At 43.1% G+C, this 21,270-nt stretch carries 19 protein-coding genes; 12 read left to right on the top strand and 7 right to left on the bottom strand.

Annotated features, from left to right (window positions below; translation table 11 throughout):
- Window positions 1-183 precede the first annotated feature (183 nt).
- Complete coding sequence (locus GGD38_RS28695) at window positions 184-1,848, top strand: ATP-binding cassette domain-containing protein (RefSeq protein ID WP_375302817.1); 1,665 nt, start codon at window positions 184-186, stop codon at window positions 1,846-1,848.
- Window positions 1,849-1,943: 95 nt separating this feature from the next.
- Here the strand turns inward: GGD38_RS28695 and GGD38_RS28690 are convergent, their stop codons facing one another.
- Window positions 1,944-3,506 (bottom strand): glycosyltransferase family 87 protein, encoded by a 1,563-nt coding sequence (locus GGD38_RS28690; RefSeq protein ID WP_375302818.1) that lies wholly within the window; start codon window positions 3,504-3,506, stop codon window positions 1,944-1,946.
- A 66-nt stretch (window positions 3,507-3,572) separates the two neighbouring features.
- Between GGD38_RS28690 and GGD38_RS28685 the strand changes: the two genes are divergently transcribed.
- The 6 genes from GGD38_RS28685 (at window position 3,573) to GGD38_RS28660 (ending at window position 10,936) form a co-directional block, all read left to right on the top strand.
- Complete coding sequence (locus GGD38_RS28685) at window positions 3,573-4,445, top strand: glycosyltransferase family 2 protein (RefSeq protein ID WP_375302819.1); 873 nt, start codon at window positions 3,573-3,575, stop codon at window positions 4,443-4,445.
- A gap of 529 nt (window positions 4,446-4,974) precedes the next feature.
- On the top strand, window positions 4,975-6,471 hold the full coding sequence (locus GGD38_RS28680) for a B12-binding domain-containing radical SAM protein (protein ID WP_375302820.1): 1,497 nt from the start codon (window positions 4,975-4,977) through the stop codon (window positions 6,469-6,471).
- A complete protein-coding gene (locus GGD38_RS28675; protein WP_375302821.1) occupies window positions 6,471-7,130 on the top strand; it encodes a methyltransferase in 660 nt (219 codons plus the stop codon). Before GGD38_RS28680 ends, GGD38_RS28675 begins: the two co-directional genes overlap by 1 nt.
- Window positions 7,131-7,270: 140 nt before the next feature.
- Window positions 7,271-8,731, top strand: coding sequence for a B12-binding domain-containing radical SAM protein (locus GGD38_RS28670; protein WP_375302822.1), 1,461 nt, complete (start codon window positions 7,271-7,273; stop codon window positions 8,729-8,731).
- Window positions 8,724-9,533: a class I SAM-dependent methyltransferase gene (locus GGD38_RS28665; protein ID WP_375302823.1), complete on the top strand. Its 810-nt coding sequence runs from the start codon at window positions 8,724-8,726 to the stop codon at window positions 9,531-9,533. Before GGD38_RS28670 ends, GGD38_RS28665 begins: the two co-directional genes overlap by 8 nt.
- The gene (locus GGD38_RS28660) at window positions 9,530-10,936 is read left to right on the top strand and encodes a B12-binding domain-containing radical SAM protein (protein ID WP_375302824.1); all 1,407 of its coding nucleotides are present in this window, start codon (window positions 9,530-9,532) and stop codon (window positions 10,934-10,936) included. Before GGD38_RS28665 ends, GGD38_RS28660 begins: the two co-directional genes overlap by 4 nt.
- Before the next feature lie 63 nt (window positions 10,937-10,999).
- Here GGD38_RS28660 and GGD38_RS28655 read toward each other — a convergent pair whose 3' ends face one another.
- Window positions 11,000-11,917: a hypothetical protein gene (locus GGD38_RS28655; protein ID WP_375302825.1), complete on the bottom strand. Its 918-nt coding sequence runs from the start codon at window positions 11,915-11,917 to the stop codon at window positions 11,000-11,002.
- Window positions 11,918-11,984: 67 nt separating this feature from the next.
- On the opposite strand from GGD38_RS28655, the gene GGD38_RS28650 reads away from it, so the two are divergent.
- The 5 genes from GGD38_RS28650 to GGD38_RS28630 all read left to right on the top strand — a co-directional run bounded on the left by GGD38_RS28650 (window position 11,985) and on the right by GGD38_RS28630 (window position 16,223).
- On the top strand, window positions 11,985-12,854 hold the full coding sequence (locus GGD38_RS28650; protein ID WP_375302826.1) for a sugar transferase: 870 nt from the start codon (window positions 11,985-11,987) through the stop codon (window positions 12,852-12,854).
- A 324-nt stretch (window positions 12,855-13,178) separates the two neighbouring features.
- Entirely contained in the window at window positions 13,179-13,724 is a 546-nt protein-coding gene (locus tag GGD38_RS28645) for a DUF177 domain-containing protein (protein ID WP_375302827.1), read from the top strand.
- A gap of 35 nt (window positions 13,725-13,759) precedes the next feature.
- Complete coding sequence (gene rpmF / locus GGD38_RS28640) at window positions 13,760-13,942, top strand: 50S ribosomal protein L32 (RefSeq protein WP_375302828.1); 183 nt, start codon at window positions 13,760-13,762, stop codon at window positions 13,940-13,942.
- A gap of 58 nt (window positions 13,943-14,000) precedes the next feature.
- A complete protein-coding gene (gene plsX, locus GGD38_RS28635) occupies window positions 14,001-14,945 on the top strand; it encodes a phosphate acyltransferase PlsX (protein WP_375302829.1) in 945 nt (314 codons plus the stop codon).
- A gap of 345 nt (window positions 14,946-15,290) precedes the next feature.
- Entirely contained in the window at window positions 15,291-16,223 is a 933-nt protein-coding gene (locus GGD38_RS28630; RefSeq protein WP_375302830.1) for a CPBP family intramembrane glutamic endopeptidase, read from the top strand.
- On the opposite strand, the gene GGD38_RS28625 is transcribed toward GGD38_RS28630, so the two are convergent.
- From GGD38_RS28625 to GGD38_RS28605, 5 genes are all read right to left on the bottom strand, one after another.
- Window positions 16,215-16,424 carry a hypothetical protein gene (locus GGD38_RS28625; RefSeq protein WP_375302831.1) on the bottom strand — a complete coding sequence of 70 codons (210 nt, stop codon included), beginning with the start codon at window positions 16,422-16,424 and terminating at the stop codon, window positions 16,215-16,217. The genes GGD38_RS28630 and GGD38_RS28625 overlap by 9 nt on opposite strands.
- A 308-nt stretch (window positions 16,425-16,732) precedes the next feature.
- Window positions 16,733-16,966, bottom strand: coding sequence for a hypothetical protein (locus tag GGD38_RS28620; protein WP_375302832.1), 234 nt, complete (start codon window positions 16,964-16,966; stop codon window positions 16,733-16,735).
- Between the two features lie 298 nt (window positions 16,967-17,264).
- Window positions 17,265-18,002, bottom strand: coding sequence for a DUF4397 domain-containing protein (locus GGD38_RS28615; protein WP_375302833.1), 738 nt, complete (start codon window positions 18,000-18,002; stop codon window positions 17,265-17,267).
- Window positions 18,003-18,190: 188 nt separating this feature from the next.
- A complete protein-coding gene (locus tag GGD38_RS28610; RefSeq protein WP_375302834.1) occupies window positions 18,191-19,630 on the bottom strand; it encodes a DUF6600 domain-containing protein in 1,440 nt (479 codons plus the stop codon).
- A gap of 340 nt (window positions 19,631-19,970) precedes the next feature.
- Window positions 19,971-20,888, bottom strand: a complete 918-nt coding sequence (locus GGD38_RS28605) for a polysaccharide deacetylase family protein (RefSeq protein WP_375303916.1) — start codon at window positions 20,886-20,888, stop codon at window positions 19,971-19,973.
- Window positions 20,889-21,270: the final 382 nt, after the last annotated feature.

Raw genomic sequence — 21,270 nt, 5'->3', positions numbered from 1 at the left:
AAGTCACGTTGTCACTGCCAACATTATTAAAATATAATATTCTTTTTTTTCGCTACACACAATCATTTAAACAAGAACTTACCGATGCCGCAAAACGAGGCAACTGCACCACTTCTTTCTTCGTACTATAATAAAGGCACGCAAAAATGGGTGTTTTCACCCTCCTAAAACCGAACAACTATTGTGATAGCAATTCTTATAAAAGCATTATCAATTTTAACTACCCGCGAAAAGAAACAGTGGGCCTGGCTCACCGCACTCACCCTGTTTGTAAGTATAGCAGATATTGCCTCGCTGGCTTTATTGGTTTATATCATTCATTTTTACACACAACCTGTAGATGCTGTAAACGCCTTTTCAAATTATATAGGCGAACCGCTGGCCAGGGTATTGTTCAACCGCTCCTCATTACTACTCATAACCCTGTTCTTTATTTTCTTTAGTGTAAAGAACCTGGTCGCCTGGTTTGTTCATACCTGGCAAACCCGTTTTGTTCACCAGGTAGCAGCCCGCATTTCGGGCAACAATATGTTGCAATACCTCCAGGGAAACTATGCAACCTATATTCACACCGATTCATCTGTACTCACCCGCACCATTAGTTTGCAACCGCTTGAATTTAGCCAGCATGTGTTAGCCCCCATACAACAGGTATTTACCGAAGTGGTGCTTATAGTATTGGCCATTACGGCCATTCTTATATTTAATGCCCAGCTGTTCCTGGTACTATTACTTATTTTATTACCACCCGTATTTTTAGCCGCATGGCTTACCAAACGTAAAGGGCATGCAGCCCGCAGTTATCTTAAAAGCAGCAGAACCAGTATGTGGCGATACCTGCATGAAGCAATTACCGGCTTTGTTGAAAGTAATTTGTACAACCGTAATCAATTCTTTACCGGTCGATATGCCGCATCGCAACAATTGCTTAATAAACACCAGGCCGATCTGCAATCGTTACAGGCATTGCCGGCGCGACTGGCCGAGGTATTTGCGGTGTTAGGGCTACTGGCCTTAATAGCCATTAGCCAATGGTTGCAACAGGGACATTTCACTATTCAACTGGTAACGCTGGGCGCCTTTATGGCCGCAGCCTATAAAGTAATTCCAGGCATCGCACGTATTATAAACGCTGTTGGGCAAATTCGTACCTTCTCATTCACTACTCACAACCTGGTGCAACAACCATCGGGCGAGAAACATGCCACTGATATTCCTGCAAACACTATACAGTCGATCACGTTCGACCAGGTTAGTTTTAATTACGAGCACAAACCAGTGTTGCATAATTTTTCCTGTAGCCTGCAGGCTGGTGAACTTATTGGCATCGATGGGCATTCGGGCAAAGGCAAAACCACCCTTATAAATATTCTACTTGGTTTTTGTACCCCGCAGGGCGGACAACTTCTTATCAATAACATACCCCTCAATAACCTTAAACAATACTGGCCACAAATAGCTTATGTAAAACAGCAACCCTTTTTTATGTACGATACGGTGCTGGCCAATATTACACTCAATGCACAGCATCTTCATGCCCAACAACTGCAACAGGCGCTTGAGCTTACAGGCATTACAACCAGTTTGCCTGCCGGTATAGATACCATGCTTACCGAAAGTGGAAAGAACCTTAGCGGCGGTCAGCGACAGCGTATTGCCCTTGCGCGGGCATTGTATAAAAACGCCAGCGTTCTTATTCTCGATGAACCCTTTAGCGAGCTGGATGAAAAAGCCGAAGAACAATTACTCCTTAACCTTCAACAATTAGCAAACAGTGGGAAAATGATCGTTTTGATCACCCATAATAAAAGAAGCCTGCAAAAATGCAGTAAGATTATATCGTTGTAGCCGAATACAGCCAAAAGCTTAAAGCGGGCAGAAGATATTATTGAAAAGCTGGATGCCTTACTACAACATTTGAACGAGCCCGAACCTGTTGAAAGCTATGAGGGTTTGGGTATTCGCCGCAATGCATAAAACTTAAAGCCGCGGTTTTTGTCACTCAGATAAATGATATCGGTACCATTTACAAGTAATACCTGCTGTTTTCGATCGGGCGATGCAGTAAGCTGTTTATCCTTATAGTACAACTGGTTGTTTTTAATATACACATCCTCTGTAGTAGCCGTTTGTACCTCGTAATCTGTTTTGGTTTCATGACTGCCCTTTTCATCCCAATAATAATACACCAGCCGGTTGTTCTTTATGGTATACTCATACAACAACGGCAACTTTTGCTTTAATAAATAAGTACTGTCATCCTTTGGCGCAATTAATTTCGGAAGATCTGCAAAAAGCAATACAGCCCAAAAAACAAAACCAACCTTTAATGGAAAACGCACCCTGGCAACCAGTAATAACACCACGAAGAACAATAGCATTAAGTACAATCGGGGAAACTTCAGCAGCAATGGCCATTGCGCCAATGCCTGTATTGGAATAGTACAGATCAAAAAAATAAGGGCCATACCAACATAAACATACACTGGTTTGCTATTGCCCAGGGCCAGTAAAGGTATCAGCAATAATACCAACGAATAAGAACTTCCGTTTGGCGATAACAACAGGCTGGCAATTATCCATGCTGCAAAGGCAATAAAACTGCTTGTTTTCTTATTTAAAGTAATGCCCACACAACAAGCCAGCAGCGCCCCTTTAAACAGCGCCATTATAGTAATAAACAGAGGCAGGCTATTATACAATACCTGTGGGTTCTGTACCTCATCGTACACAAAGAGGTTCTTCATTAACATCAATGCCGATTGATGCAAATAAATATAGCTGTTATTCAGCTCGCCCATGTTCGCCCTAGGGAATATGGTAAATACATAGTATTGCCATGATGCCAGTGTATTCAACACCACCGATGCCGTCACCAACAAAATACAAGCGGCAAAACAATACATAGCCTGCTTATATTGCTTCTTTGCCAATAAAAAGAACAGCACCAACAGCGGGAACACCTTAAAAACAATAGCTATCGCCCACAACAACGATGCAGCAATTGGTTTACCCTTTTTGTATGCAATAAAACCTTCTAACAATAAAGCAAACAGTAGCAGGTAGGCTTGTCCAAAAAAGATGTTATTACGTAAGGGAATAAAAAAGAGAATGGGTATAAACCAAACGACCCGGCTGGGAATGGAAAAATATTTAATGGTGCGCACTAATACCCATACAAATAGCGTAGCGGAAAATATATTGAACACGATCTTCGATGCCACCACCGGTAATAATAAAAATGGCGCAATTACTACCGACGTAAAAGGAGGAAAGGGAGTACAACTGGCAAACACCCTGGTAAAACCTTTTTCTGCTATCATTACGTTTAGCGAATAAGTATCATACACCTGCAGGTAATTACCATGCAACAAAGCCTGACTGCCAAAATAATAATTGGCATAGTCAGAAAGGGGCGCACCAGCTGCGGCATATATAAAATAGCCCAGCAGTACAACCAGAAATGCTATTGGGTAATATGAAGTATTGCGTGCAATGATTTTCAATACGGTAAATGACCAATTGCGGTTGTTTAAAGCAACTTATTTACTTAAAATCCCGTACCAGGTAGCATGGTTAGCGTTATTCTCACCACCTACAACCGGGCACAGCTGGTAATGGAAAGCATTTACAGTGTGCTGAACCAAACCTATGCCGATCTGGAACTGATCATTGTCGACGATGGTTCAACCGACACTACCGAAGAACTGGTAAACGCCCTACCCGATCCCCGTATCAGGTATTATAAAATGCCGCATACCGGCCGCACAGCTGTTTTAAAGAATGCCGCCATTCGCCATGCAAAAGGCAACCTCATTGCCTTTATTGATTCTGACGATACCTGGATGGAAAACAAACTCGAAAAACAGGTGCAATTACTCAACCGCCATCCGGAGATCGGTTTTACCATTACAGATGCTATTACATTTAGATCGGGTAAGGTACTATCGCCCCGCACCTACACCAAACGGCAAGGCATTGAGTACGCCAATATTTTCAACCGGCTTACAGAGAACCGTTTTGTAGTGTACAATCCCACATTGGTGATGCGCCGCTCCTGTGTTGATAAAACGGGCTGGTTTAATGAAGACATGCTTTTTTGCTCCGACTATCATTTCAATATGCGGTTAGCTTACTATTTCGCAGCCGGCATTATTTATGAATCGCTTATTTGGCGCCGCATGCACGATAACAACAGAACCACCAGCATATCGGTTGAAAATTATGAAGGCTTTGTGCAAACCTTCGAATACCTGTACCAGCGAAACATGGTAAGTAAAAAGTACCTGCAAAAGGCCAAAAGCCACGCCTACTTAAACATTGGTCACGCCTTTAAACAGCAACAGAACCTGCCCGCCGCCCGCCATCATTATTGGCAATCGCTGAAATATAACCTGCTGCAGCCATTTTGTTACTGGCAGTTGCTGACAACATTTCGCGCCTAAAAAACAACATTTCAAAGAACATAACCGGTTACTGCAAATGTACATCGGCTTTTGCTCCTTTATTCCCAATTTGTGATGGCCTCCGGCGTATGGTGTGACGAGGTCCTCAAAACGGTGTGACGAACAGCATTTTTACCTCGGAATGAATAGTCCAGGTGTGACGAACTCCTCGAAATGGTGTGATGACCCCCTTAAATTGATGGGACGTTCGGCATATTTTCAAACTTTGGCCTCTTTGCTATCTCGAAACCATCTTTATGTTACCTATGTACAACCTCGAAATGTCCGCGGCTTCTCCGCGAATCTCCCCATTGGGTCCTCGGGTTCCGAGGACCCAATGAACTAGCATAAGGGTTATAATAACGTGCTACTAAGGCAACAGGAAACTATTAATTCAGCAGGCAACTGAACCAGTTAATTATCCGTATGATTCTCAATGGTCTTGCATTGGCCAGAATTATTGGATAGTCGGAGGGCCTTAAGTTTCGCCACCATTCACCATTGACCATTGGACCATTCACCATTCACCATGAAAGTATTATTATTCAATCCGCGTAGCGCTAAAACAAAGCCCAGGATCCCCAATTCCATTCTTTCCATAGCAGCTGCTATTGAAGGCTTATATGGATATGTTATTGTAGATGGTAACCTGGAAACCGATCCCTGGCAAAAAATAAACAGCTACCTGGCCACGGGCGAGTATGGTTATTTTGGTTGTACCTGTATGCCCGGCCCGCAGTTGCGACAGGCGATTCCTATTTCAAAACAAATACGCTCATTATACCCGGCAGTAAAAATTATTTGGGGTGGTTACTTTCCATCGAACCAACCCAAGGTAGTGTTGCTTTCAGGTTTTGTTGATGTAATTGTAAACGGCCCCGGTGAAAAATGTTTTCCGGCACTATTGCAGGCATTGGAGAATGGAGAATCGTTCACCACTATTCCCAATCTTATTTATAAAAGCGAACAGGGTATTATAAAAACCGGTAAAGATGAGTTGTACGATCAGGATGCATTGCCCCGGTTGCCCTATGAAACACTGAATAATTTTTATCCCTTACGCCGTTACCTGGGCAAAACATATTTAGGCACCCGCACCATTGCTTATCACAGCAGTATGGGTTGTCCGTTCAAATGCTCGTTTTGTGCCGTAGTGCCCATTTACAATGCCCGCTGGCGGGGCAAAAGCGCGCAACTGATCTATGAGGATATTAAATACCTGAAAGATAAACATGGCGGCAACGCCATTGAGTTTCACGATAACAACTTCTTTGTATCGGAAAAAAGAACGGTTGAGTTTTCAAAACTCATTCAACCCGAAAATATGATATGGTGGGGCGAAGGAAGAATTGATACCATTGATAAATACAGTGATCACTCACTGCAATTGATGCGGGCATCTGGTTGTAAAATGATCTTCTTTGGCGCGGAGACCGGCAATGATGAAATACTGAAACGGATGGACAAAGGCGGCACTCAAAGCAGCGCACAAATAAGGGCCTTTGCCGGGCGTATGGCCAAATTTGATATCATTCCCGAATATTCTTTCGTGTTAGGTACCCCGGGCGATACGCCCGAACAGGTAATGAAACAAATTGACCAGGATATTGCTTTCATTAAAGAGATAAAACAAATAAACCCCAAAACCGAGATCATTATTTATTTATACAGTCCGGTGCCAACCGAAGGATCGGAGCTCTATAAAAAAGTATTGGAAAGCGGTTTTCATTTTCCCGATAAGCTCGAAGATTGGATCAGTCCGCACTGGGAAAACTTCGATCTGCGTAAGAACCCATTAACGCCTTGGCTAACGCCGGAAATGGTTGACAAAATACAAGACTTTGAAACGGTGTTGAACAGCTACTACCCTACAGTTTCAGATATAAGGCTAACCGGTTTTAAACGCAGCATTATGCGTAACCTTTCGGCCGTACGATATAAAACCGGTTTGTACTGGAAACCCTATGAATTAAAAATATTGCAATTGCTGTGGAAATACAGACAACCCGAGATAGAAGGATTTTAATGCGCCGGACCATAAAACATATAACAACAAGGTTATACAAACCGCTGCTGGTAAAATACCTGTCGGCCACAAGAACGTATACGTTCAAAGGCATCAGGTTGGTAATACCACCGGCAGTATTCCACCCGGGCTTTTTCTTTAGCACAAGATTGTTATTACGGTATATAGCAAAGCTTCCGTTAAAAGACAGATCGTTTCTGGAGCTGGGCGCCGGAAGCGGGTTAATTGCCCTATATGCGGCCCGTGAAGGTGCGCAGGTAACGGCAAGCGATATAAACCAGGTGGCCATTCATTCATTGGAAATGAACAGCAGCAGCAACCGCATTCCCCTTACCGTTATACATTCAGACCTGTTCAAAGATATTCCATGGCAGCAGTTCGACATAATTGCCATTAACCCACCGTACTATAAAAAGCAACCACAAACCCCGGCAGAGTATGCCTGGTATTGTGGTGAGCAGGGCGAATACTTTCAACAACTGTTCAGCAGCCTGCGATCTTATATACATGCCCAATCGGTGGTATTAATGGTGTTAAGTGATGGGTGCGATCTGAATATGATTGTTGAGATAGCGTTGAGTAATGGATTTAAGTTGAATTGCGTGTTGCAGAAAAAGAATTGGATAGAAGTGGATTATATATTTCAAGTTAACGAGTGAAGTTGAAAAGGTGATAGAGTTGATAAAGAAAAACGGGGCGGGCCATTGCCGATTGCCGATTCACGATTGCCGTTTTAAGCCCACTAGCCATTTACCACTAACCACTAGCTTGTACCCTAAAAACTATAAGATCAATTGTAATGAAGAATATTCTTTTCTCACATAGTTACTTCCTTCGTTTCGATCCCAAACAATGGGCTACCGGACAACCTTATCCTCCGCTGGCTACCCTCTATGCCGCTGCCCTGATGCGCGAACACGGTTATTCCGTTTCCCTGTTCGATACCATGTTTGCGCATAGCGCACAGGATATACAAAACACGCTGAACAACAATACACCCAACTTCTTTGTGCTGTACGACGACGGGTTCAACTACCTTACCAAAATGTGTCTTACCAATATGCGTGAGGCTGCTTTTGACATGATAAAGCTGGCCAAAGCAAAAGGATGCACCGTAATTGTTTCCAGCTCAGACAGTACCGATCATTTTGAACAATATTGTTCCGAGGGGGCCGACTTTGTTATTCTTGGCGAAGCCGAAATAACATTGCTCCAACTGGTTGAAGCAATCAATAATAAAGAAACCAATTTTCAACACATACCCGGGTTGGCATTTCGGCACAATGACCATGTAATTAAAACCCCGGGGCGTATGGTAATGAAAGACCTCGATGCTTTGCCCTTACCCGCCTGGGACCTGGTTAATATAACGCCGTACCGTTCTATGTGGTTAAAAAGCAGTGGCTACTTTTCGCTGAATGTAGCAACAACAAGAGGCTGCCCCTTTAAATGCAACTGGTGCGCCAAACCAATTTATGGCAACCGCTACAATGCCCGCTCACCCGAAAAAGTAGTAGCAGAATTAAAACTATTAAAAGAGAAATTCCAGTTCGACCACATTTGGTTCTGCGACGATATCTTCGGTTTAAAACCCGGCTGGGTAAACGCTTTTGCCAATATTGTAGAGAAAGAACAATTACAATTCCGGTTCAAGATACAGGCAAGGGCCGATTTGCTGTTACAGGAAAACACCATAAAAGACCTGGCCCGTGCCGGTTGTCATAATATATGGATGGGCGCCGAAAGTGGTTCGCAAAAAGTGCTCGACGCTATGGATAAAGGCACTACGGTTGAACAGATCTACCAGGCCACTACCCTGCTGAAAAAAAATGGCATTCATCCATCCTTCTTTATACAGTTTGGCTACCCCGGCGAAACCAGGGAAGATATTGCCAAAACCATTCGAATGATCAAAGACCTGTTGCCCTATGAAATGGGTATCTCTGTGTCGTACCCTTTGCCGGGAACGGTGTTCTATGAACGGGTAAAAAATGAGTTGAAAACAAAAAGCAACTGGACAGATAGTGATGAACTGTTACTGATGTTTCATAACACCTATCCGCCCCGTTATTATAAAAAACTACATCGTTATGTGCACCATGTTTTTCGAAAACAACAAGGCTGGGTAGCGTTTCGCAATGCCATAAAGAATCCATTGGCAACTACCATACATGACTATAAGAAAATAGCATCTGCCTGCTGGCATATGCCGTCGCTGTTATTACAACGGATGCAGTTAAACCGGTATGCACATGAATAAAGCAAGCACATTTGATGTACTGGCCGGCGGTTATAATGCCGGTTTTGTTGAAAGCCTTACCGGCTCGGCCCAACGACGCACCACCTATAAATGGCTACGTCCCATGCTTGCCAACAAACCCAACATGCAGTTGCTGGAGATCAATTGCGGTACCGGCGCCGATGCATTCTGGATGGCGCAAAAAGGACATACTGTAACAGCCACCGATGCTTCGCCCGCCATGATAGAACAGGCGCAACGAAAAGCCGTGTTAACACCGGCGCCCAATCAACCTGTGTTTCAAACCTGTGCATTCGATCAATTGCAAACAACCTTTTCCGGGCGGCAGTTTGATGGCATTGTAAGCAACTTCGCCGGATTGAACTGTGTTTCACCTATGGCTATGACCGGGTTGGCAAAACAGTTCTATCAACTGTTAAAACCCGGTGGGCAGTTTGCCGTAGTGCTGTTTGGAAAATGTTGCCTGTGGGAAACCATGTATTACCTGTTGAAAGCACAGCCACGCCAGGCTTTTAGAAGATGGACCAATAAAAAAGTGATGGTACCGCTAACCGCACAGGTGCAACAACCGGTTTATTACTATTCAATAAAAGCATTTACGAAACTAATGGCGCCGCTGCAATTTATTGAAAAGAAACCGGTGGGTCTTTGCATTCCACCATCATGGATGGAAGGGCATATGCAACAACACCGGCGGTTTTACCAAACACTGGTGCAGTGGGAAGAAAAAACCGGTCACCTTTCTTTTGCCACCAGCCTGGCCGATCATGCATTCCTGTTATTTAAAAAAGAAGAACAATGAAGATCCTGTTAACACATGGATATTTTTTGGCAGAAGATGAAAAAGAAAAGGCCATCATGCGGCCGTATGTGCCATTGGGCATTTTGTATATTTCTGCCTGGCTTGAACAACATGGGTACGATAACGAAGTGTTCGATAGTACATTCTCTTCTTTCGATTTATTATGCGCCCGCCTTATAGATCAACAGCCACAGGTTATTGGTATTTATACCAACCTGATGACAAAGCTGAATGTATTGCGCATTATACAATTTGTAAAAGCAAACGAACAACTACAACATACTAAAATAATACTGGGCGGGCCCGAAGTAAGGAACCACGCACAAAAGTTCTTAGAACACGGTGCTGATTATATTGTGTTTGGCGAAGGGGAGCAAACCATGTTAGAGCTGGTACAATTTATTGACGGAACATATGAGGGCACCATAAATGATATTGAAGGCGTATCGTACCTGGATGCAGAAAAAGGATTACTGCAAAATAAAGAACGCACCAAATTAAAAAGCATCGACGCCCTGCCTTTTCCTAACCGGCATAAGGTTGATCTGCAATTATACTTTGATGCCTGGAAAGGTCGCCATGGTACCAGCACCATATCTGTAAGCACCATGCGCGGATGCCCCTACAGCTGTAAATGGTGCAGTCGCGCCGTATACGGACAAAGCTATCGAAGAAGAAGTCCCAATAAGGTAGCTGATGAAATAGCGCATATAAAAGCCAACTATGCAGTTGACAGCATTTGGTTTGTTGATGATGTATTTACAGTAAGTCATCAATGGCTTGAAAAATTTACCGAGGAAATGACCAACCGTAACCTGGTTATGCCATACGAGTGTATTAGCCGGGCCGACAGAATGAATGAAGAAGTGATCATCAATTTAAAAAAGAGTGGTTGTTTTCGGGTATGGATAGGTGCTGAAAGCGGTTCGCAAAAGGTCATCGATCTTATGGACCGCCGCGTTGAAGTGGAACAGGTGCAACAAATGATACAACTGGCCCGCAAACATGGCCTGCAGGCAGGCACCTTTATTATGGTTGGCTACCCCGGCGAAACCAAGGAAGATATTTATGCTACCGTGCAACACTTAAAAAATGCCGACCCCGACCTGTTTACCATAACTGTGGCCTATCCCATTAAAGGCACGCCTTTATATGCAGAAGTGGAAGACCGGTTTGTAACCAGCCTTCCCTGGGAAAGCAGTACCGACCGTGATATTGATTTTACAAGGACCTACAACCGGAAGTATTACGATTACGCCATTCAAATGATAAATTATGAAGTGAATTATCATAAAGCGCTCAAGAAGCCAGTGGCTAATTTATTCAAACTGCCCATGTTAAAACTAAGATCAACGCTGGCTAAAGGGCATATGTGGATGGAAGAAAGAAGAAGAATTAGCTAATGTGATAATTAGCTAATGTGATAAGAATACAAATACCTGTATTTCCATTATCACATTATCTCATTATCGAATTATCACATTATGCCTTCTTTGTTCCAAAAGTTTCTTCTCTAACAAATTCAATACTTTTTTCTGAAAGAAGTCTGGATTCGGCCTGGCAAAATGTTTACCGGTACACAAACCCATACGCACACCATGATCATTGGTTTTATGCATTTGTTCTTTCTTTTTCCAACGGCGGGCAGTAATACGCATGAGTATATTATCAATAGCATTGCCTAATTTGTTATCGAGCAGCCATTCTGCAGCCCGCTTAAATAAACCGGGGCGCCTCACTAATACCGATTGGCGGCTTACTATCTGGTGGGGAAAATAATCAGCAACCCAATTATTTTGATGATAGAAATTGTGTAAAGCGCCATTGCCACAAACGGGTATCAGTGTTATTAGTTCGGTAGCGGTAAAAATATTTTGCTCATCAATACGCAAAGCCTCTTCGTCAATATAATAGTTCATACAATACCAATGCTGGTGCCCGGTAATGTATGTTAATTTCTTAAACAGGTGCATTAATGTTCGGGCAATCCATAAGCGGTTGCTACGGGTGATAATAAAGAAATCGATATCAGTATCCCGATCGGCAAAGTTCTTCGATAATGAACCAGAGATACCAACCCCACGCACAAAGGGAAACCGGTACAAAAAGCCGCCTACCTTATAGGCCGTTTTTAATAATACTTCCGCTTTATAATTGCCCATAGTTCTTCTGGTATGCAAAGCCACATCTGGCTGTAGCGAATAAAAGCTTCCCAGCCGGAAAATGCGTTTTTCTTCAACAAGCTGTAATATCGTTGCCATTACCACCTCTATTGGCAAGGGCTGATCTATAAAATTATAGATCTCTTCCTGTGTAAGCGGGTAATTAAAAATATCAAAATAGGCTAATGTTTTAATAACGCTTTGTTCGGATTGACCATGCATGCGTAAGTATTGTTAATTAAAGGCAACTTTATAAAATGATTGGCCGTATACTTGTATTAAGAATACTATGATTCAGGAAAAAAGGTTGCCTTTACGCAAAACGACCGTTCTACGGAAGTATGTTGATAACAAACGAAGTTATTTCGTTTGCAAACGAATAGTAGATATACTGTTTGCAACGGTCATTATAATTACTGTACTCAGCTGGCTTTTACCGGTGCTTGCTTTATTGATAAAGCTTACATCAAAAGGGCCTGTGTTCTTTTTGCAAAAGCGTACCGGTCGTGGGGGACGATCATTTATCTGTTATAAACTACGCACACTGGAACATAACCCGGTAGGGCAAACTAAGCACACAGAGATAAACGAGGATTCAGTAACACCACTGGGGTGGTTTCTTCGACAATCGAACCTCGATGAACTGCCTCAGTTTTTCAATGTGCTGCTTGGTCATATGAGCGTGGTTGGTCCGCGACCGCATATGCACGCCGATTGCGATACTTTTTCAGCACTTATTCCCGGCTATAAATTCCGCAATCTGGTTAAACCCGGCATTACCGGGCTGGCCCAGGTAAAAGGGTATCATGGCAAGATCATTAGCCAGGAATGTATTTATAAAAGATTTGAATGGGATGCCTGGTATGTTCAACAGGCCGGTATGCAGCTCGACATATATATAATATATAAAACCGCCTGGCAACTGGTGAGGTTTTTGGTAAAAGGGCGCAAGGGAAATGAGGGCGCGGCGGCAAACGTGAAACGTGAAACGGCAAACGTGAAACCGGCAAACACAAAGTCGGCAATCGGCAATCGTGAATCGGCAATGATTCCCGAATTTTCAAGCCTCGCCAATATTGAATCAACAAACGGCAGTATGCAATCGGCTATGGTTTCCGAAATTCCGGGCCTCGCCAATCGTAAAACTGAAATACAATAGGGGTTATCCAGCCCTCGGCACCCGGAAGCCATTAATATTCACCCAAATCCAAAGTTTCAGAGCTCACCAGGCCCGGAACTGAACCGCGAACTAAAAACTGAGAACCTGGAACTAAGAACTTGAAACCTGAAACATGGAACCTGAAATCCAAAACTGGTAACCGGCAACCTGAAACTCACTCATTTATAGTAATTTTACACAAACACTTGGGGTTCCGGTGAACTTTCAGGTAAGAAACTGGCAATTTTTGCCATTTTTTTGCATTTACCTTTACCTGTTTGCCTTAGAATCCCTACCTTTGCAAACTCTTTAAAAGGGTAGTTCATGAACAGCCGACGGAATTACGATATAGCTTTTGTAGGATTGAAACCGGGCACTCATGAGTTTGAATATACCATCGACGATAAGTTCTTTGTAGAGTACCAGGAGCAGGATTTTCGCAATTGCACAGCGCACGTAAAACTGACGTTGGATAAGCAAAACGGCTTTATGCTGCTGAAGTTTGAAATTGGAGGAAAGCTGGAAGTTACCTGCGACCGTTGCGGCAATAATTTGCCACTGGAGTTGTGGGATGATTTCAACCTGGTGGTAAAAATGTCTGATGAGCCCGATGTAATGAATGAACAGGAAGAAGATCCTGATGTTTATTATATTTCAAAAGGCGAAAGTCATTTACACATTGCCGACTGGATATATGAATTCATAAACCTGAGTATTCCTATGCAACGGATGTGTTCTGATGATGAAATGGGCGGCCCGCACTGTAATAAAGAAGTGCTGGAAATGCTGAAAAAGTTAGAAGAACAAAAACCATCCACCAACCCATTATGGAAAGGGTTGGAAAAGTTTAAAGACTTGGGAGACAATTAATTATTTATTTAATTTGACGTTATAAATTTGAGGTTATGCCTAATCCAAAACGGAGACACTCACAACAACGGGGTGCTAAAAGAAGAACACACTATAAGGCTGAGAAAGTAACATTAAGCAAAGACAGCACTACAGGTGAAACGCATGTACGCCATCGCGCTCACGTGAGTGAAGGCAAATTATTCTATAAAGGAAAAGTAGTGGTAGAAAAGGCTTAATAACAATTAAGCCCCTTTTTTTATTCCTTTATTAATAACATAAGCCTCGTTGCCGGAAATGACTATCTGTTTAGACATGATGGGCGGAGACTTTGCACCACTGGAAGCAGTGAAGGGCGTCCGCGATTACCTGACAGAAGCTGAAGATCCGGCTCTGTTGTTTTTAGTGGGCGATGAAGCGCAGATAAATCCATTACTGCAGCAACATCAGGTACCAGCCGATAAGGTTAAGGTTATTCATGCCCCCCAGGTAATAGATTATAATGAATCTCCTACCAAAGCATTGAAGGAAAAACAGCAATCTTCCATTGCTGTTGGCTTTCACCTGCTGGCCTCAGGAAAAGCAGGCGCATTTATAAGCGCCGGCAACACCGGAGCCATGCTTGTGGGCGCTATGTACAGTATTAAACCCATAGAAGGCGTTCAACGTCCTACTATTTCTACCATTATCCCCAAAGACAACGGTAAAACCGGTTTATTGCTCGATGTTGGTCTTAACGCCGACTGTAAACCCGAGCACCTGAACCAATTTGCCCTGTTGGGTTCGCTGTATGCAAAGCACATTCTGGGTATTGACAATCCACGGGTGGCCTTGTTGAATATTGGCGAAGAAGAAGGTAAGGGCAACCTGCTGGCACAAGGCACCTATCCCCTGCTCAAAGAAAATACCCAGATCAACTTCACAGGTAATGTGGAAGGACGGGATGTTTTCCTCGACAATGCCGATGTAATAGTTTGCGATGGTTTTACCGGAAATGTGATCCTGAAAATGGCGGAGTCTATTTATGAGATCACCCACCGGAAAGAAATAAAACACGAATACCTCGATCGTTTTGATTTTGAACAATATGGAGGTACACCGGTACTGGGTGTTGCCAAACCAGTGATCATTGGTCATGGCATCTCTAAAGCCAAAGCGTTCAGCCAAATGATCCACCTGTCGCAAAAAATGATAGCTACCGATCTGATGAGTAAACTGAAAGAAAGCTTCGAGAAAAAATAACAGGTTCAAATTCCAAGAACCAAATCTCAAGCTCCGGGAAAAAGAACCAAATCTCAAGCTCCAAGCTCCAAATAAAATACAAAAAGCAAGCACCAAAATAATGGTCTTGCTTTTTGTATTTTTAGACTTAGCTTGAGTTTTGGCTTTTATTTTTTGGTTCTTGGAATTTGGGATTTATTATTTGGAGCTTGAGATTTAGGTTTTGGGTTTTATTCTTTGGATCTTGAGATTTGGAATTTGGGTTTTATTATTTGGATCTTGGAACTTGAGATTTGGGATTTATTACTTGGAGCTTGGAATTTGGCTTTTATTTTTTGGTTCTTGGAATTTGTATTTTGGAATTTTATGAAAGAAATCATCGGCTACCTGCGGAATTATCTGCAATCAATTAACCGCACCATATTTCTGCTTACTACCCTGTTTGTAGCCATTGCCATTTTCTTTAATTATAAGCTGGGCATCAATACCGCTATTGTATCAATAGATTCATGGCCCTTTCGTATAGCCGCCTTGTTTGTACTGTTTGGTTTTGTATTCTCCCTGGCCTGGCTTCTTCAATTCCTCGTTGCATCAGAAACTATACCCGATAACCGGTTCTTTTTTGTGCTGTTGCTGGCGGCGCCCGCCATCTTCGCCATAAAGATCACCTTCGATGAAGTAGCCAGCTTCATCACCCTACACTTTCCCGATCCCTGGAACCGGTACTGGTACAGGGTGATTGACTGGCCGTTAAAACTATTGGTAACAGGTTTGCTGGTTATAGCCCTTTGGAAATGGGGCCGGTTCGAAAAACCTATAGCCGGCGTACAGGCCAAAGGTTTTAATGTTCGCCCCTATTTACTTTTGTTGCTGGGCATGCTGCCATTGATAGCTTTTGCAGCCACCCAGAACGATTTTCTGCGTACGTATCCCAAGGTGCAGCGTATTGCTTTTATTGATCAATACGTGCAGCATAGCTTTTCCTGGAAATTGCTCTATGAGCTTTCCTATGGGATTGATTTTGTGACGATCGAGTTTTTCTTTCGCGGATTTCTGGTACTTGCATTTGCACGCTTTGCCGGAAAACATGCCATATTACCGGTGGCGGCATTCTACTGTTCCATACATTTTGGGAAGCCCCTGTTTGAATGTATAACCTCCTATTTCGGTGGTATTATTCTTGGCGCTGTGGTTTATAATACCCGTAGCATCTGGGGAGGATTAATAGTACACCTGGGTATTGCCTGGCTTATGGAGCTGGCAGGTTACCTGGGGCATGTTTACAAAAACTTACAGTAAATACAGGTTCTTCTGTTTCATATAAGCACAAAAAGGATATTCCCGGCCTATTGCATTTAAACGGGCAACAGTTTCTTCACTGGGTGGTGCAGGAAATGAGGTAGCTTCAATTAAAAGCCTTTCTGCTGTAGTGTTGTTCTCGAAGGTGTGGGTAGTAGTAGTAGTGGTAGCATTTACCAATTTGAAAGTGTTCTTTTTCATGCGCCAAAATTTACAGGTAATAAATAGATGTAATTAAATAGGCTTTCCGTTGGATACGAACGCTACATAAAATCAGACGACAGGGTCGTTCATATGGCAGAAAAAGAATCAGATCGTTATCGTTAATTCAATGGCAAGCGAGAAAAAGGAAGAAAGTTGTATTGAGATTTGCTATCTATTCAAAGATAGACCAATTTTTATTCAAAAGCTAGCTTTTGAATAAAATTCTCAGGGCAATTTCTTCAAAAAATTAACTGCTAATGAAAAATACTTACGATGATCATTAGCTCTGTCATATATAGGTAAAATCATAATGTATCGTATGCTTTGGCCTTAAAGCATACACAAAAAGGATACTCCTGCCCTATGCGGTTCAGCTCTGCGATCAACGCTTCACTTGGGGGCGGAAAAATATTGTTTACAGGTTCTGCAGGTTCAACTTCTTTATCAAACCGTCTTCTTTTGTTGCGGCGAATAAACCTAGTAGTAATAACAGGCAACTCCATTGCAGGAGAATAAATGGTTGCCGATGATCTTTTCATACGTTCTAACTTTTAATGGTTATCAGATGGTGGCCGAGCTCTTATAGTAAATGAAAATATGTACTGTGAAACTGCTACGAATCAAACATCCTAGAAACCAAAAAGTTCATCGAGTACAGATCCTGAAAATGAAAATGGCGAGACTTAACATTTCTCTATAAAATTCAAGAATCTGGTTGTAAAATGGGCGTATAAAAAGTTATCTAAAAATTAAATCTTTTTCTAATACTCACCAAATAAAAAACGCCCGGTGATCATATATTATCACCAGGCGTTCTTTTATAGAAACTCGTGCGTATTAATTTGCCGCGGCTACCAGGTAGCCAACTGATGGCGCAAGGGTACCTGTACCACCCGATACGCCTTTCAAATACAATGTAATAGCATCACCCGAAGTAAAGGACACTACAGAAGGTGATGTTGCCACAACAACATCAGTACCCGCTTTTTTCACAGTTACGGTATAGCTATTAGGCGTAACCGGAACATACTGGTTATAATAATCACTTAAGTTAATGTTGTCAACGTATGAACGTGAAGATGCAACCATATTATTGTCGAAATAAACATCAACATCGCCAACATCAGGGCTCATATGATAGAACCGGTAAAATGACTTATCGCTTGTTAAAACGGTATAATCATCTTTTATACGCGCAGCCGCAACATGGGTTTGATCGGTGTTGTACAACAAAAGCGTATAATATTTTAAGGAATCATACAAAGCAGGAGGTAAGCTGGCTACCAGGCTATCGCTACCTGCCTTTTTAAAAGTGATGCCAAAAGCAGCAGGTTCAATAGAAGAATAATTTGGAGATACCATACCAAAACCGATTGCGGTGGTAGTAGCTTTACTGTTATCAAAATAAACATCAACAGATGGAGACCATGGCGCCAGATCTAAAAGTGAAACATAGGTTCTTGGCGACACTGTTGTGCTTTCCGTGTTCTTTAAACAGCCGCTTAACATTACCATTAAAAAAGCCAGTGTTCCTAAACTTAAAAATGCTTTTTTACTTACTTGCACAGTTTTCATTTTTTTGTTTACAAATAATTCCCCGCACTCAGACTACAAAAATACCAATAAGTTTATCCAGATACGGTGGTTTTCCGGGTTTTATGACAAGTTCAGAAACCCTTACGTTGCACTGGCTACGCTCATTAACCTCATTATAATGTAAAAAGGGCCCTGGGGCCCTATTATGATTGAAAAACAGCGTTTTACTACATATTTCTACGCCATCCACCCCTTCCCTGGCCCCGTTCGCGGTTTTCGCCACCTTGTTGGGGCGCCTGTTGGGCCTGGGGCTGTGGTTGTTGGCGGTTACCAGGTTCGTGGTTCCTTCTCTCAAATTGAGGTTGTTGCTGGCGATCGCGCATTACGCGCTCCTGCTGCTGGCGGCGCTCTTCAAACTGACGGCGGTTGTTCTCTGCCTGGTCATTGCGTTCACGCATCATACGCTCCTGCTGTTGCCGCCGTTCTTCAAACTGGCGACGATTATTTTCTGCCTGATCATTGCGCTCACGCATCATTCGTTCCTGTTGTTGCCGGCGTTCTTCAAACTGGCGGCGGTTATTGGCCTCGTCGTTCCGTTCACGCATCATTCGTTCCTGTTGTTGCCGGCGTTCTTCAAACTGGTGGCGGTTATTGGCCTCGTCGTTCCGTTCACGCATTCCCCTCTCCTGCTGTTGGCGCCGTTCTTCAAACTGGCGGCGGTTATTGACCTCATTGTTCCTGTCGCGCATCATGCCTTCCTGCTGCTGACGCCTTTCGCCAAAACCGCGGTTATTATCGCCCCGGCGATCATTACTATTATTATCAGGCCTGCGGAAACCGTTATTTCTGTTATCGGCTATGTTGTTCCGTTGGTCGCGGTTGAACCGTTGCACCCGCTCAGGTGCATAGCGATCATTATCGCGATTCACTCTTGGGCGGTAAATCGACACTTCATTACCCCTAAAGCCTGCCCGGCCTGGTCTGTTGGCATCTCTTACAGCAACTGAACGTATGGGCGACCGGCTATAGCGCTCCACATCGCGACGGCCCGGGCCCCCGGTCACAAACACATTGCGTTCGTTACGATAATTATTGATGATGGTTGTGTTGTTGATAATGGTAGTGTTGCGTTGTACGCCTACGCAGTAGTCGTACACCCGAGGCGAAGCAATATACTGCCGGTCAACAAAACACCAGTAATTAGCAGGCGGGTTATAACGACCAAAGGAAAAGTTTACGTTGATGCTGAATTGCGGTCCCAATGGCGCCCAGCCATAATAATCACCACCGGTACGCCAGCAAACCCATGCGGGCGACCATTCATAACCCGGCATCCAAAGCCAGCCATAATAATCGTCATAAAACCAGCGGCCATAGTGAAAAGGCGCCCAGCCCCATTCGTAATCAGAGGCCCACATCCATTGATAATCATCGGTGTAAACCCAATGGCCATTAGTGTTGTAAGGTCTGAAACCGGGCCCCACATCAGGGCGCCAAACGTAACCATATTCAGGATAATCGATCCAGTATCCATATGGCTCCAGTTCATTGTAGAAGGTTTGGTAAGAAACCTGTACCGATACCTGGGCTGTAGCTTTATTTTGGGCACTTTCAAACAATAATAACAATAGTATTACTGTAGTGCTAACTGCTGTGAATCGTTTCATTTAGGTGAGTTTAAGCATACACAATCGATCGTTTGGAAACTGGCCTGCCGGCCTGTTTCTTTCTTATCAGGTTAAATCGATTATTATGCCATCACTCAGGCAGTTACACCTTTTAGTAATACTTTATCTGAAGGAAAAATTAAAACAACGCTTTAACAAAACGTATATGCAACTTAAGGCCAATGTGCTAATGTGCAAATATGCAAATGTGCTAATATTTGAACAATGAGATCGATAGTATTAAAAGCAACAGGCACGAAGATTACTCTTTGTGCCTGTTGCTATATAGAAATTCCAACAATAAAACTTTTTGTAAGCCCCCTTTTGGGGGTTTGGGGCATTAGTAAGCTGAAAAGCCCTGGCGCATTGATTTATACAAAGCAGCGGGTTTCATAGCCGGAACAATAATGCGACGAATGGTATACAAAGGATCCTGCTCGTCGCGCGGTGCATACAACTGGAATGCAGCGATCATGCCTCTTTTCTTCAGTTCAGGTATTGCCTGTGGGTTCCACAAACCAAACGGGTAAGCAAAGTACTGGATCTTTTTGCCAGTGATTGTTTCCAGTTGTTTGGTAGGCTTCTCAATTTGGGTTACCCAATCGGTACCCTGGTACTTTTTCACGTTGTGATGGTCCCAGGTATGTGAACCAATTGCATGGCCTTTATCAGAAAGATCTTTGATCTGTTCTTTGCTCATGTATCTGGGACGGCCAATTGAAACCGTCATTATAAAGAACACTCCTTTGAACTTATACTTTTCCATGATAGGCGTAGCCACTGTATATTGGTCAAGATCGGTATCATCGAAAGTAAGCATTACCGGTTTTGAAGGTAATGGAGTGCCTTCATTCAAATAAGCATATAACTGATCGGGTAATATTGCATGATAACCGCTATCGGCCAGCATTTTCATTTGCTCGGCAAAAGCAGCCGGTGGACAAATATATGCCTGGGCGGTTTTAGAATCGGTAGGTTTCCAGTCGCGGATCTGGTGGTAACAAAGTATAGGCACTTCGGGCCGGCCCAACACAGTTTTAGGGTCAGCTACTTTCATGCCTTCAATGTTAGGCATTTTGGTTTCGGGGGAATTGGCGGTTTTGTCGCCATCAGATTTAGCTGGCTCAGGAGCAGAACCAGCATTAATATCTGCAGTCTTCGCTGAAGAACTGTGGCAGTTGGCTGCCATAAAACAAAAGAAAGCAATTACAAGAATCGCTATCAACTCAGGCTTCGATCGGAATGTGTGTGTTTTCATAGAACGCCGCAAACTTACGTAAAATAGACATTGCATAAACGGGTAAAACCGTACAAATGTTGTAAAATGTACTATCCTCACATAACTTTTTTTGCACATTTTGTATGCAACTGATCGCCTCGCAGTTTTTACGATAAATGGATACATATTTCCCCCAATGCAAAGTTCAGAAAATACTATCATCACTTCGATGACGGGTGTCACATACATAAGTTAATTTGCGGTAAAGTGAATGGTGAGTGGTGAGTAGGCTCGCGAACTTTATAATTAATAAACGATCTTGCACAGCCTGAAAATTATTGCCAATTGCCGGGACAACGCAAGCCTCGAATTTGAGCGCCCCTTTTCACGTTTCACGTTTGCCGTTTCACGATTGCCAATA

The organism is Niastella sp. OAS944, from assembly GCA_024809215.1.
Taxonomy (GTDB): domain Bacteria; phylum Bacteroidota; class Bacteroidia; order Chitinophagales; family Chitinophagaceae; genus Niastella.
This window is presented reverse-complemented; position numbering and strand designations above follow the sequence as displayed.